Annotated in this window: 13 protein-coding genes and 1 tRNA gene; 10 read left to right on the forward strand and 4 right to left on the reverse strand. The window is 62.0% G+C overall.

Annotation, left to right across the window (positions count from 1 at the left end; all coding sequences use genetic code 11):
* Positions 1-1,195 (forward strand): lysostaphin resistance A-like protein (locus NW841_RS03575; protein WP_414385397.1); only part of this gene is annotated, 1,195 nt, incomplete at its 5' end.
* 12 nt (positions 1,196-1,207) lie between these two features.
* Here NW841_RS03575 and NW841_RS03580 read toward each other — a convergent pair.
* The 3 genes from NW841_RS03580 to NW841_RS03590 are packed head-to-tail and all read right to left on the reverse strand — an operon-like array spanning position 1,208 to position 4,018.
* Positions 1,208-2,230, reverse strand: coding sequence for a DnaJ domain-containing protein (locus NW841_RS03580; protein WP_414385400.1), 1,023 nt, complete (start codon positions 2,228-2,230; stop codon positions 1,208-1,210).
* Positions 2,188-3,114, reverse strand: coding sequence for an ABC transporter substrate-binding protein (locus tag NW841_RS03585; protein ID WP_414385402.1), 927 nt, complete (start codon positions 3,112-3,114; stop codon positions 2,188-2,190). The genes NW841_RS03580 and NW841_RS03585 overlap by 43 nt, the downstream gene beginning before the upstream one ends.
* 52 nt (positions 3,115-3,166) lie before the next feature.
* A complete protein-coding gene (locus NW841_RS03590; protein ID WP_414385404.1) occupies positions 3,167-4,018 on the reverse strand; it encodes an inositol monophosphatase family protein in 852 nt (283 codons plus the stop codon).
* Positions 4,019-4,296: 278 nt separating this feature from the next.
* Between NW841_RS03590 and NW841_RS03595 the strand changes: the two genes are divergently transcribed.
* The 6 genes from NW841_RS03595 (at position 4,297) to coaD (ending at position 8,712) form a co-directional block, all read left to right on the forward strand.
* Complete coding sequence (locus tag NW841_RS03595) at positions 4,297-4,911, forward strand: FHA domain-containing protein (RefSeq protein WP_414365723.1); 615 nt, start codon at positions 4,297-4,299, stop codon at positions 4,909-4,911.
* Between the two features lie 29 nt (positions 4,912-4,940).
* Positions 4,941-5,012 (forward strand) — tRNA-Gln (locus NW841_RS03600).
* Between the two features lie 211 nt (positions 5,013-5,223).
* On the forward strand, positions 5,224-6,717 hold the full coding sequence (locus NW841_RS03605; RefSeq protein WP_414385407.1) for a cobyric acid synthase: 1,494 nt from the start codon (positions 5,224-5,226) through the stop codon (positions 6,715-6,717).
* Between the two features lie 64 nt (positions 6,718-6,781).
* Positions 6,782-7,792 (forward strand): UDP-glucose 4-epimerase GalE, encoded by a 1,011-nt coding sequence (gene galE, locus NW841_RS03610; protein WP_414372735.1) that lies wholly within the window; start codon positions 6,782-6,784, stop codon positions 7,790-7,792.
* Positions 7,793-7,868: 76 nt separating this feature from the next.
* Positions 7,869-8,204, forward strand: coding sequence for a divalent-cation tolerance protein CutA (cutA, locus tag NW841_RS03615; protein ID WP_414365720.1), 336 nt, complete (start codon positions 7,869-7,871; stop codon positions 8,202-8,204).
* A 25-nt stretch (positions 8,205-8,229) separates the two neighbouring features.
* Complete coding sequence (coaD, locus tag NW841_RS03620) at positions 8,230-8,712, forward strand: pantetheine-phosphate adenylyltransferase (RefSeq protein ID WP_414365719.1); 483 nt, start codon at positions 8,230-8,232, stop codon at positions 8,710-8,712.
* On the opposite strand, the gene psbQ is transcribed toward coaD, so the two are convergent.
* Positions 8,701-9,123, reverse strand: coding sequence for a photosystem II protein PsbQ (gene psbQ, locus NW841_RS03625; protein ID WP_414365718.1), 423 nt, complete (start codon positions 9,121-9,123; stop codon positions 8,701-8,703). The two genes, coaD and psbQ, sit on opposite strands and share 12 nt — an antisense overlap.
* A gap of 162 nt (positions 9,124-9,285) precedes the next feature.
* On the opposite strand from psbQ, the gene NW841_RS03630 reads away from it, so the two are divergent.
* The 3 genes from NW841_RS03630 to NW841_RS03640 all read left to right on the forward strand — a co-directional run.
* Positions 9,286-10,464 (forward strand): TRC40/GET3/ArsA family transport-energizing ATPase, encoded by a 1,179-nt coding sequence (locus tag NW841_RS03630; protein ID WP_414385410.1) that lies wholly within the window; start codon positions 9,286-9,288, stop codon positions 10,462-10,464.
* A gap of 109 nt (positions 10,465-10,573) precedes the next feature.
* A complete protein-coding gene (gene trmFO / locus NW841_RS03635) occupies positions 10,574-11,929 on the forward strand; it encodes an FADH(2)-oxidizing methylenetetrahydrofolate--tRNA-(uracil(54)-C(5))-methyltransferase TrmFO (protein ID WP_414385412.1) in 1,356 nt (451 codons plus the stop codon).
* Positions 11,930-11,987: 58 nt separating this feature from the next.
* On the forward strand, positions 11,988-13,180 hold a 1,193-nt coding region (locus NW841_RS03640; protein WP_414385415.1), incomplete at its 3' end, for an acetate kinase.

The raw sequence follows: 13,180 nt of genomic DNA on the forward strand, positions 1-13,180 counted from the left end.
AGTGGATCCCGTCCTGCTGGCCTCTGCCCAGGATCTGCAGGCAGAGCTAGACAGCCTGCGGCTACGCCTGGGCTTGCTCTACGCTTACCAGAAGGATCTGGAGGCGGCCCAGCAGCAGTGGCAGCAGATAGTCGATCCAGAACGTCCCTTGGAGCTGGAATCCGGCCAGAAGGGGGTGGCACAGGTTTTACAAGGGCTGTGGGGAACGCCACGGCGCATTCTGCCCGAGGCTGAGGTGCAGATCCGCAACCACCTAGACGGCTGGTTTGAGGCAGTGGCCTTGCAACAGCTCTACCGGCTGCAACAGCGCAGCGACAGCCTCAATGCCCTCAACCAGGAGCAGGAAAAATTGGCCTTGGCAGCCCTGTTTCGGCTGACGGTGGTGGGCGGGATCCCCGTGCTGGGGGCGCTGCTGGGGCTAATCCTCCTGTTGGGTTGGCTGGGCTGGAGCTTCTGGCGCCAACGTCCTCTTGTGGGCCCACCGTGGGAGGTGCCTTGGCCGGGGATCGGGGCGCAGGCGGTGTTGACCGGCTGGTTTTTGGGGTTTATTCTCCTCAATGCGCTGGTGCCCCGCCTTTACACGGTCCTGCTGGGTTTGGGGGCACAACGGCTCAGCCCTTGGCATCAGGCGGTGACCCTGTTTCTCACCTACAACGCCGGCGCTCTGCTGGGGGCAGCCCTGTTGTACCGGCTTCTCCGGCTCTATCCCGGTTGGCAGAAGGCGTTGCAGGTGCGGCTGTGGGGCCCTTGGCCGCTTTGGGGCCTATGCGGCTACTGGGTGGCCCTACCTTTGGTGGTGCTGGCAGCGGCGCTGTCGCAGTTGCTGCTGCCCCAAGCAGGGGGTGGGAACCCCATCTTGCCGCTGCTGCTGGACAGCCACGGCTGGGGGGCGCGCTTGCTGTTTTTGGCCGTGGTGTCTGTCTGTGCCCCCGTTTTTGAGGAGGTGCTGTTCCGGGGCTTTTGGCTGCCTACGCTGAGCCGCTACTTGCCGATGGGGGCAGCCATCTTGCTCAGTGCCTTCACTTTTGCCCTTGCCCACCTCAACCTTTCCGATCTGCTGCCGCTGACCATGCTAGGGGTGGTGCTGGGGGTGGTGTACAGCCACAGCCGCAACCTGTTGGCCCCCATCCTGCTGCACAGCCTCTGGAATACGGGATCCCTGGTCACGCTACTGGTACTGGGGGACGCTTCCTGAGCGGAGTTGGGCCTACTTTTTCTTGCCGAAGAGGCGGCTCCAGAAGCCGCTGTTGTCTTCTTTGCGCGGCGGTGGCACGATTTTCTGGGCCTGGGAGGTCTGGCGGCTGGCCGAGGGGACAGGAACCGGCTGCTGGGTGGTGACCTGCTGCAACCAGCGGCGCACCTCCGCCATCAACTCGGCGTTGCCCGGCTCAAGGCGGCTGGCCTGCAGGAAGTCGGCTTTGGCCATACCAGCGTTGCCCTGCTTGAGGTGGGCGATACCCCGGTGCAGATAGTAGCGGGCCACGTTGGGCTGGGCGCTGATGGCAAAGTTCAAGTACTGAATGGCAACCCGGTACTGCTTGCGCTCGATCATGTCCAGCGCCTGCAGGAAGCGAGTCTCAGCGGGGCTGAGTTGCGGAGTTGGGGGCGGGGTGGGCGGGGCAGTAGGAGACGGAACGGGGGAGCCGGTCGGGATCCCACCCAAGGTGGTGCGGCTGGGGGAAGGGGTTGGGATCCCAGTCAGGGTGGTGGTTCTGGCGGCAGGAGTCGGGATTCCCTTGTAGCCGGCCTTGAGCAGTAAATAGGCCAGGTTCAGCTCGCTCAGTTGCTCGGTTTTCTCCAGCAGCGTGGTCATAGAGCTGTATTGCTCTTTGGCCAGCTTCTCCACTCGCCGGACGTATTCTTCCTGCCAATCGGCACACTCGGCCAGGCCTTTGACGGCTTCTCCAGTGGGCCATAGATCAGGAGGGGGCGACTCCAGCAGGCGTTGAACGCGCAGCTTGAGCACAGTCTCGTATTCTGACCGTTCCCGCTCCTTGGCCAGCACCTCGTTGGCTGGGCTGACCAGCTTGGCAAAGAGGACGTTGGCCCGCTCTGCCCCTTCCGGATCCCCGACAAACCGATCCGGGTGCAGGGCCTTGGCCGCCTGCAGGTAGCCGCGCCGGATCCCTTTGGAGTCGGCGGTGAGGGGTACGCCCAAGATGGCGAAATGGTCCGTCTCGTAGCGGGCTAGTCCTCGGCTGAGGCGGGGGACATCAGAGTTGGATCCCATAGTTGCCACTTCTCCAAGATGCGTTGCAAAGTTCCGTTCTCGGTCAGGATTGCGATTGCCCCATCCACGGCTTCCTTCAGGGAAGGATGCTGCGAGGATACCACGCCCACCAGAGGAATCGGGAACAGAGGCGGCCCCGCCAGGCGCAGCCGGGATCCCGCCTGGCGCAGGCTCAGGGCGGCAACAGGCTGATCGACAAGTACGGCATCCAACTGGCCGGCCTGGAGCTGAGCAAACAGGCGCTCCGGGTTGCTGGTGGCAAAAAGACGAATGGCGTTGCCCCGCCTCTCGTTGTACGCCTCCAACAGAGCTGCTCCCGTACTGTTCACTACAATGCCCACTTTGCGGCCAAATAATTGCGACAGCGCCTCAATGGGAGTTTCCCCTGGCCCCGGATCCCGTACCACCAAGCGCTGCGGGCTGAGGTAGTAGGGCCGGGTGGCGAGAAATTGCTGCGGATCCAAGCCCAAAGCTTCCCGTGCCCCCCAAATGAGATCCACCTCATCCGCTTGCAAAGCCGCCAACTGCTGACTCCAAGCCACGTAGACGGGCTCCACCTGCACCTGCAGCGTCTGGGCAAGCGCCTCCAGGATCTCCCACTCGAAGCCGGCGTAGGTTTGCCGCTCTAGGTCGGTGTAGAGGTAAGCCGGGCCCAGGCTGGGATCCAGGCCAACCCGGATGCGCCTCCGCGCCTGAATTTCGGCCCAACGGGAATCGGGGGGCTGGGCTCGCTCGACTGCAGGGACGGCTGGGGCTAGCTTTGGGGCAGGCTGAGGGTAGGCCGGGATCCCCAAGAGAAGCGCCAGGCCAAATCCTGCCGCCCAACAACAACGCCGGAGTGTTTTCCCGGCCAAGCTATCTCTCTGACCTTGGGAAGGAGCCATAAGGGCCTGTGCGTAAAGCTTACCCAATTTTTGCCTGAACTTTACCTCATCTTTATCTTTGGCCGTTTCGCTCTCGAGGCCGCCGCATGGGGAAGGAGACCGGCAGGGGGCTGACCTGGGCCAGTTCTTCCTGAAGAGCAGCGTGTAACCAGCCGTTGCTGGCCAGCAGGCGGCCACTGTACACATCCACCGGGCTGCCATCGTAGGCAGTGACCTTGCCGCCGGCCTCTCGCACCAAGACAATCCCGGCGGCAATGTCCCAGGGGGAGAGACCTCGCTCCCAATAGCCATCCAACTGGCCAGTGGCCACGTAGGCTAAGTCCAGGGCAGCCGATCCGCCCCGGCGCACTCCCTGGGTGAGGTGGGTGAAGTGGCAGAACTCAGCGTAGTTGTTGTCCGGGGTTTCGCGCCGGTCATAGGCAAAGCCGGTTACCAAGAGGCTGCGGGAGAGTTCGGTAGTAGAGGAGACGCGGATGGGCTGGCGGTTGCGGGTGGCTCCCATCCCCTGCACAGCGCGAAAGAGATCCCCGCGAAAGATGTCGCAGACCACTCCTAGCACCGGCTCCCGCCCCTCCAGCAGACCAATAGAGACGGCAGCAAAGGGATAGCCGTGGGCAAAGTTGGTGGTGCCATCAAGGGGATCGATCATCCAGGCGTAGGTGCCCTGTGGGGATCCCTGCTGGCCGGATTCTTCCGTCAAGATCCCGTCTTCGGGGAAGTGCCGCCTCAAGATTTTTATGATCAGCTCCTCGGAAGCGCGATCCGCTGCCGTCACCAAGTCGCCCGGACGTTTCTCCTCAATGGCAAGGTTGCCCCCCACGTAACTGCGCAGCAAAGCCCCTGCCTCCAGGGCTGCCTCTGTGGCCACATCCAACCGACGCAACAGGGCCTCCGTCACACCCACACCTCAAGGCTACAAACCTGCTACCCAGAATAGCCCGCCCGCGGCCAAGGCTGTGGCTCCCAAGGGATCCCTGACAACAGGAGCAGGCCCAACCTGAGCTCCCATTTTTGGAGAAATGGAGTATCTCCAAAACCGCCTGTGGTGTATAGTAGGGTACATCAAGGCTTGTGGGTTTTCCGACAGCCTGCCGAGGCCGAGTTTTTTGGAAAGGGTAGGGTTTTGAGGAACTCTAAGGTTTAAGGGCTTAGACTTGAAGAGCTAGGCTGCCGGGCATACGGTTGAGCGTCGAGGAGGAAACGCTGTTGCCACAGAGCTACGACGACTTTTTGACCTCCATCACAGAGGTGAGCGAGGGGAGTTCTCTTTCCAGCCAGGGCTTTGACCTGCCGTTGGATCTGTTCGACCAAGTCCCTGAGCAGCCGTTGTCTCACCCGGAGTTTACCCTGTCCGTCTGCCATCCTGTGCGGCCCTGCAGCTACATCCTGCGGGAAAGCATTTACACGGTTGGCCGGGATCCCTCCAATGCCATCCAGATCGTCAACCGCTTCGTCTCCCGCCGCCACGCCTATTTGGTGCGAGTGCCCACCAAGTCCAATCGCACAGGGTTTACGTATTGTCTAGTCGACGGCAACCGCAAGGGGCAGTCCAGCACCAACGGGGTGTTCGTCAACGGTACGCGGGTAGCTACCCACTACTTGAGGAGTGGCGATGTTATCTACTTTGGGCCGGAGATCCGCGCCTACTTCTTCGAGGTGGCCCGCATTCCCCATCTGCCCAACCCTTTTGAGGTCAACTCTGATCTCAGCAAAGGATCCCAGCAGGGATCCAACTCCGTTCTCGACAATCCAGGAGGTCGCCGTAGCCCGTTGACAGATCCAAAGCTGCATCGTTAGATTAGTTAAGCCAGTTAATCACCGTGAATTGGGGCATCGCCAAGCGGTAAGGCAGCGGGTTTTGGTCCCGCCATTCGGTGGTTCGAATCCATCTGCCCCAGTCTTAAGTTGCGCCGAGCCTGCCCGCGAAACGAGAGAGGGTTTTCTGGCCTGACCTCCTTCCCAGGGCTGGGAAGTGGTGGGCCGGCGGAGGGTTGTGCTTTTTGTGTCGGCTGGGCAGCGGCTTTAGCTGCGGGAGAGGTATCCACCGACCCGGCGTGGCCGGCTTAGGGGAGAAGGTGGACAACCGGCAAGCGAGGGAAAGGGATCCAGATGAGCGGTGCCTGCCGATCCTTAATGGTGGTGGGGACTTCTTCCCACGTAGGCAAAACCCTTTTGGTAGCTGCCCTCTGTCGCCTCCTGAAAAAGGCGGGGAAGAAGGTTGCCCCTTTCAAGGCCCAGAACATGTCCCTCAACGCCTACGTTACCCCGGAGGGCAAAGAGATTGCCTATGCGCAGGCTCTGCAAGCTTGGGCCGCCGGGATCCCGCCCGCGGTGGAGATGAATCCGATTTTGCTCAAGCCCCAGGGCAACCTGACTTCCCAGATCGTCTTGAACGGCGTGGCAGTAGATACCTGTCGCGCCAGGGAGTACTACGAGCGCTGGTTTGCGCCGGCCTGGGAGGCGGTGAAAACAGCCCTGGCCCGTTTGCAACAGCAGTACGAGTGGATTATCTGCGAGGGGGCAGGCAGCCCGGCAGAGGTCAACCTCAAACACCGGGATCTGGCCAACATGCGGGTTGCCCTCCATCTGGGATCCCCCACTTGGCTGGTGGCCGACATCGACCGGGGCGGGGCGCTGGCCCACGTGGTGGGCACGCTGCAATTGCTGGAGCCGGCAGAGCGGGCCCTGATCCGCGGTATTGTCATCAACAAGTTTCGCGGCGCGCGGGAGCTGTTGCAGCCTGGCCTGGATTGGCTGGAGAGCTATACCGGGATCCCGGTGGTGGGGGTTCTGCCCTGGCTGGATTGGGTGCTGCCGCAAGAGGATTCAATGGGCCTTGAGGCCGGCCCGCAACTCTGGGAAGATCGCCGCCCCCGGCGCCAAGCTTTGGGGAAAGACTGTTTGGAGATCGCGGTGGTTCGCCTGCCCCAGGTGGCCAATTTCTCCGATTTCGACCCCTTGCTGGCGGAGCCTAGCGTCCATCTGCGCTGGGTTCACCCCGGCCAAAGCCTGGGATCCGCGGATGTGGTCATCCTACCCGGCAGCAAGACTACCCTCAAGGATCTGCTTGTGCTGCGTCAGAGCGGCTTGGCTGACCAACTGCGCCACTATTGCGGCCACATTGTTGGCATCTGCGGCGGGCTGCAGATGTTGGGGCAAACCATCGCCGATCCCGCCGGCCTAGAGGGAGTTGCCGGCACCTACCCCGGGCTGGGCTTCCTACCGCTGACTACCGTCTTGCAACCCACCAAGGTTACCCAGCAGGTGCAGACACAAATCTGCTGGCCCACCCCTGCCCCCGTCCAGGGGTATGAAATTCATCAGGGATCCACCCAGGCCGATTCCTCTGGCTGCCTGCCAATCTTCGAGCAAGAAGGCCTGGGTTGGCGGGATCCCACCGGCCGAGTCTGGGGCAGCTATCTCCACGGCCTCTTCGACAACCACCGCTGGCGGCGCCACTGGCTCAACTGGCTGCGCCGACAAAAAGGCTGGGATCCCTTGCCGGAGTTGGACGGCCACTACGCCCAGCAACGGGAAGAACTGCTGGATCGTCTGGCAGAGGCCTGGCGGCCTCATCTGGATTTGCAGCACCTCCTGGAATAGGCCGGGGAATTGCCAAGGTCTGCAAGAATGTATTCTGGACGGAAACTGCCTTCTCCTCTGGCCTATGCGGCTTCTGGTTACAGGCGGCGCGGGCTATATCGGCAGCCACACCTGCAAAGCCCTGGCAGCCCACGGCCACCTGCCCATTGTCTATGACAACCTGGTTTACGGTCACCCCTGGGCTGTTCGCTGGGGGCCTTTGGCAATTGGCGACATTGCCGATCGGGAGCGGCTGGATCAGGTTATCCGCCAGTACCGCCCTGAAGGGGTGATTCACTTTGCCGCCTACGCCTACGTGGGCGAGTCGGTCAAGGATCCGGGCAAATACTACCGCAACAACGTGGCCGGATCCCTAACTCTACTAGAGGCCATGCGGGATCACGGGATCCCCTACCTGGTGTTCTCCAGCACCTGCGCCACCTACGGCGTGCCGGAGCAGATCCCCATCCCGGAAACCCACCCCCAGCGCCCCATCAACCCCTACGGACAGAGCAAACTCCTGGTGGAGCAGATGCTGCGGGACTTCCAGGCCGCCCACGGGATCCGGTTTATCAGCCTGCGCTACTTCAACGCCGCCGGCGCCGATCCCGACGGAGAAATCGGCGAAGCCCATGACCCCGAAACCCACCTCATCCCCTTGGTGCTGGAAGTCGCCGCTGGCCAACGCCCCCACATCACCGTTTTTGGCGATGACTACAACACCCCTGATGGTACCTGTATCCGCGACTACATCCATGTCGCCGACCTGGCGCAGGCTCATGTGTTGGCCTTAGAAGCGCTGGCGTCTGGCCGGCCTGTGCAGGCAGCCTACAACCTGGGCAATGGCCAGGGCTTCTCCGTCCAGGAGGTGATCGCCACGGCAGCAGCGGTAACCGGAAGACAGATCCCGGCGCAAATTGGGGCCCGCCGACCGGGGGATCCCCCCTGCCTGGTGGGCGATGCCGCGGCCATCCAGCGGGATCTCAACTGGCAGCCCCGCTATGCCGACTTGGCCGAGATCGTGCAGACAGCTTGGCGCTGGCACCAAAAGCGGCCCTATTTTGCCAAGGCCACACCTCTGCTCCGGGGGGCCTGACCCAACTGGGATGGCGATCCGAGGATCCAGCAGTACGATCAGGGGAGATCGCCCCCTGCCCATTTCCCGGCTTCCCATGGACAGCCAGATCGCCCCAAACACCCTTGTGGTTGTCATGACCACGGTGGGATCCGAGGCCGACGCCCATCGTTTGGCCCACACTCTAGTGGCCGAGCGCTACGTGGCCTGTGCCCAGGTGCTGCCACCGATAACCTCCTACTACCGCTGGCAGGGATCCCTGCAGAGGGAAGCCGAATTTTTGCTGTTGCTCAAATTGCCCTCTACTGCTTATCCCCGCCTGGAGCAGCGGCTGCGGGAGCTCCACCCCTACCAAGAGCCGGAGATCCTGGCTATCCCAGCTAGCCACGTCAGTACAACCTATTTGGCTTGGGCCCGAGAGCAGGTAGGGTAAGGAAAAGCAGTACCCCCCTTGAACCATGATCGCCCTCTATCCCGGCAGCTTTGACCCGATCACCCTTGGGCACCTCGATATCATCGAGCGGGCCAGCCGCCTATTTTCCAAGGTGATCGTCGCCGTCTTGAAAAACCCCAACAAAACCCCTCTGTTCAGCCCGGAGCAGCGGCAGTCGCAGATTAGCCTCTCCACCGCCCACCTGAAAAACGTTGAAGTCGATACTTTTTCCGGCCTGACGGTGGCTTACGCCCGCCAACGGGGGGCAAAAGTTATCGTGCGCGGCTTGCGCGTCTTGTCCGACTTTGACGTGGAACTGCAGATGGCCCACACCAACAAGCTGCTGGCCCCCGAGCTGGAAACCCTCTTCCTCGCCACCGCCAGCGAACACAGCTTCGTCAGCAGCAGCCTGGTCAAGGAGGTGGCCAAGCTAGGCGGCCCCATCGATCACCTGGTGCCCCCACCGGTGGTTCAAGATCTGCGGGAGCGTTTTCCCTTAACTGGATGAAGGGATCCCTGCCTGCGAAAACAGGGCCTTCAGCTCTTGCAACGTCTTTCTCACCTTGGCCTGGGCCACCTCCACCTCCGGCTGGTCGTAGGCTTTGGCGGCAAAGTCCAGTTGCTCCAAGCCGCGGCCCATTTCTTTGGCCAGGCGCAGCATCTCTCGCTTTTGCTTGTCTGGCAGGGTGGATGCTAGGCCGTTCAAGGTCTTACGGGTCATGCCCATCGGCCCATGAATGTAGGAGCGGATCTCCAGCCAGTCCTCGGCGTCTACCAGGCTCTGCAGCCGCTCCACCTGTTGCTCCAGTTGTTGCAGCTCTCGGGGCAAGGCGGCAGCCGCCTGGACAGGAAGGGATCCCAGCCACAGCCCCAACGTCAGAATGGCAACCAGCAACACGCTTTGCCAACGACGCATCATTCTCTACCTCCCGCCTGCCTCCAACAGGCTCGATGTCTCAGTCATCACTTTCTCGGCAACCAATAGTGTACCTGTTGACTGCACCTTGGGCTCTTCGCCCTCCTGGGAGAGGACAGGAAATCGGTTAATCTAGTCTTGTAAAAGAATGTAAATGGTGCTCTGATGCAACGCATCATCCTCATGACCGGCAAGGGTGGGGTTGGCAAGACCTCCGTGGCAGCGGCAACCGGCTGGCGTTGTGCTGAGCTAGGCCTAAAGACCCTGGTTCTGAGCACTGATCCAGCCCACTCCTTAGCCGACAGTTTCGACCAGCCCTTGGGCCACGAGCCGGTGGAGGTCAAGCCCAACCTCTGGGGAGCAGAGCTGGACGCCCTGCAGGAGCTGGAGCTGAACTGGGGATCCGTCAAGACCTACATCACGCAGGTGCTGCAGGCCCGCGGGCTGGACGGCGTGCAGGCGCAGGAGCTGGCAGTGCTGCCGGGGATGGACGAGATCTTTGCCCTGGTGCGGGTTAACCGCCACTACGACGAGGGTAAGTTTGATGTGCTAATCATTGACTCAGCCCCCACCGGCACGGCCTTGCGCCTTTTGAGCCTGCCCGATGTTTCCGGGTGGTACATGCGCAAGTTTTACAAACCTCTGCAGGGGTTGGCGCGGGTCCTGCGCCCCATCGCCGAGCCCATTGTTAAAGGGCTAACAGGGATCCCCCTGCCGGATGACCAGGTGCTGGATGCCCCCTACGAGTTCTACCAAAAGATCGAGCGGCTGGAGCGCATCCTCACCGACAACCGCATCACTTCCGTGCGCCTGGTCACCAACCCAGAGAAGATGGTGATCAAGGAGTCGCTGCGGGCGCATGCCTACCTCAGCCTCTACGGCGTCGCTACCGACTTGGTGATCGCCAACCGTATTTTGCCGGAAGGGGTGGTGGATCCCTACTTTGCTGCCTGGAAAGCCGCTCAACAGAGATATCGCCGGGAGATCCACGAGAACTTTGCCCCCCTGCCTGTGGTGGAGATCCCGCTTTACCCAGAGGAGCTGGTGGGGTGGGAGGCCCTGGCCCGCTTGAAAAAAGACCTCTGGGGGGATCGCAACCCGGCCGAGGTGTTCTATGCCGAGCAGACGATACAGGTGGTTACCGACAACGGCCAGTACCGCCTGGATCTCTACTTGCCCGGGGTCCCGAAAGAGCAGGTGGAGTTAAGCAAAACCGGCGACGAGCTCAACATCCGCATTGGCAACCACCGCCGCAACCTGGTGTTGCCCCAGACCCTGGCCGCCATGAAGCCGGCGCGGGCCAAAATGGAAGAGGACTACCTGCGCATTCATTTTGCTGCTTGAGCTGGGATCTCCAGGCCAGCGGCAAGAAGCCGAGTTCTCCCCTTGCTCCCAGTTGAACTCTGCTCAGGAGAGAGTCCTGGCTCGTTGAGAGTTTTCTCTGGAGGCTGCGATGCACCACTCCCCAAACCCCTCGCTAACCCTGGCTCCCATCCATGTGGTGGGCGGAGGGCTGGCAGGGACGGAGGCCGCCTGGCAAATTGCCCAGTTGGGGGTGCCCGTCATCCTCTCGGAGATGCGCCCTGTGCGGCAAAGCCCAGCCCACCACACCGATCAACTGGGCGAGCTGGTGTGCAGCAATTCCTTTGGGGCCCTAGCCAGTGATCGGGCGGCAGGGCTGCTCAAGGAGGAGCTGCGCCAACTGGGATCCCTGGTTATCGCCACCGCTGATCGCCACGCCGTGCCAGCCGGGGGAGCCCTGGCCGTGGATCGGGCTCGCTTTAGCCAGGCCCTAACGGAGGCCATTGCCAACCACCCCCTCATCACCCTGCGTCGGGAAGAGGTAACCGAGATCCCGGAAGGGATAGCCGTCCTCTGCACCGGCCCGCTGACCAGTGAGCCCCTAGCCAAGGCGCTGCAAGCCTTCACGGGCCTGGAATACCTAAGTTTTTTTGACGCTTCCAGCCCCATTGTTACTGGGGATTCCCTTAACCGGGCAGTGGTGTTTCAGGCCTCCCGCTACGACAAAGGAGAAGCGGCCTACCTCAACTGCCCCATGACGGAGGCGGAGTACGAGCGCTTCTGGCAGGCGCTGGTGGAGGCAGAACAGGTACCCCTCAAGGATTTTGAAAAAGAGGAGCGCAAGTTTTTCGAAGGCTGCCTGCCCATTGAAGAAATGGCCCGCCGCGGCAAAGATACTCTCCGCTTTGGTCCCTTGAAGCCGGTGGGGCTGGTGGATCCGCGCACGGGAACCCGGCCCTATGCGGTGGTGCAGCTCCGCCAGGAGGACAAAGCAGGCAAGCTGTGGAACTTGGTGGGCTTTCAAACCAATTTGAAGTGGGGAGAACAGCAGCGGGTCTTTCGCCTCATTCCCGGCTTGGAAGCGGCGGAGTTTGTCCGCTTTGGCGTCATGCACCGCAATACCTTTTTGAACTCGCCGCGGCTTTTGCTGCCTACGTTGCAATTTCGCCGCCGGCCAACCCTGTTTGCTGCCGGCCAGTTGGTGGGCACCGAGGGCTACGCCTGCGCTGTGGCGGGAGGGTGGCTGGCCGGGCAGAACGCCGCCCGCCTGGCCCTGGGGCTGCCTTTGATCACGCTGCCCCCAGAGACAATGATGGGATCCCTATTTCAGTTCATCAGCAGCGCCGATCCCAAGTACTTCCAGCCCATGCCAGCCAATTTTGGCCTCCTGCCGGAGCTGGAGGGGCAGAAGGTTCGCAGTAAACAAGAGCGCTACGGTCGTTACCGGGATCGCGCCTTGGCTGCGCTGGCGGCAACGGGGCTAGTGCGCCAAGCGCAAACGGCCTGAGTTCCCTACCCTCCCCAAGCCAATGGCCAGCTAGCCTGGAATCAAAAGGAGGGATCCCGTGCCTATCCTGGTTCTCAACGCCGGCTCCAGCAGCCTCAAAGTCTCTCTCTTTGCAACTGTTGAAGGCAAGGTGGAGACCACCCCCCTCTGGCAGGCACAGGTGGACTTTGCCTACCAGCCTGGCAAGGCGCTCATCCAAACGCGGCGGCAGGATGGCCCCTGGGAGCCTTTTCCTACCCCTTCCCCCCCAGCCGGCATTGGCGATTTGGCTCCTCTCTTCCAAAGCCTCTGGCAAGGCGAGGGATCCCTGCTGGCAGGGGCAACGGAGATCAACGCCATCGGCCACCGGGTGGTGCATGGGGGATCCCTCTACCACCAGCCCACCGTGATCACGCCCGAGGTGGAAGAGGCGATTGAGCAATTGAGTCCCTTGGCCCCAGCCCACAACCCTGCTGCTCTTGAGGGCATTCGCCTCATGCACCGGCTGTTGCCCGGGATCCCGCAGGTGGCCGTTTTCGACACCGCCTTCCACCAGCAGATGCCCCCGGCAGCCGCCCTCTATCCCCTTCCCTACGCCTGGGCCGAGCAGGGGATCCGCCGCTATGGTTTTCACGGCATCAACCACGAGCACTGCGCCCGCCGTGCCGCTGAGATCTTGAACCGGCCTCTAGAGGAGTTGCGGCTCATCACCTGCCACTTGGGCAATGGCTGTTCTCTGGCAGCCATTCGCGGGGGCCGCAGTGTCGACACTACCATGGGCTATACCCCCCTAGAGGGCTTGATGATGGGATCCCGCTCAGGCTCGGTGGATCCGGGGATTTTGATCCATCAGTTGCGCCGGGGCATGGACGTGGAGGAGCTTGACCGCATCTTGAACCGGGAATCCGGCTTGAAGGGCGTGTCCGGCCTCAGCAGCGACATGCGAGTTATCCTGGAAGCCATGCAGGCAGGCCATGCCCGCGCCGAGCTGGCCTTTAACCTCTTTGTCCACCGCCTGCGCAGCCAGATTGGGGCCATGCTCATGAGCTTGGATCGGCTGGATGCGTTGGTCTTCTCGGGCGGCATCGGGGAAAACGCCGCGCCAGTACGGGCAGCAGCCTGTGCCAACCTGGGCTTTTTGGGGATTCAAATCGACCCAGTTCTCAATGCTGGATCCCCGCGCAACTGCGACATCAGCACCTCTGATGCGCCAGTGCGAGTGCTGGTTATCTCCGCGCAGGAAGACTGGGCCATTGCCACCGCCTGCCAAAA

The organism is Synechococcus sp. H60.3, from assembly GCF_047462295.1.
GTDB lineage: Bacteria > Cyanobacteriota > Cyanobacteriia > Thermostichales > Thermostichaceae > Thermostichus.